Genomic DNA, 228 nt, shown 5'->3' with positions numbered 1-228 from the left:
AGAGCGGGTCATTAGCTCAGTTGGTAGAGCAGTGGACTTTTAATCCATTGGTCGATGGTTCAAGTCCATCATGACCCACCATTCTCTTAGAATGGTAATCTTTAATCGACGGATTTACGTATAGCTTTTATAAGCAATTAGAGCGGGTCATTAGCTCAGTTGGTAGAGCAGTGGACTTTTAATCCATTGGTCGATGGTTCAAGTCCATCATGACCCACCATTCTTTGA

The 228-nt window shown here is 42.5% G+C and carries 2 tRNA genes; both read left to right on the top strand.

The features are described 5' to 3' along the window. The first annotated feature begins 5 nt into the window (after positions 1-5). Positions 6-81 (top strand) — tRNA-Lys (locus AN394_RS21480). A 63-nt stretch (positions 82-144) separates the two neighbouring features. Continuing rightward, a tRNA-Lys gene (locus tag AN394_RS21475) sits at positions 145-220 on the top strand. Positions 221-228 lie beyond the last annotated feature (8 nt).

Source organism: Pseudoalteromonas sp. P1-26 (assembly GCF_001401795.1).
Classification (GTDB): Bacteria; Pseudomonadota; Gammaproteobacteria; order Enterobacterales; family Alteromonadaceae; genus Pseudoalteromonas.
The sequence above is the reverse complement of the archived record's forward strand: the minus strand, read 5'-3'. Positions and strand labels throughout refer to the sequence as shown.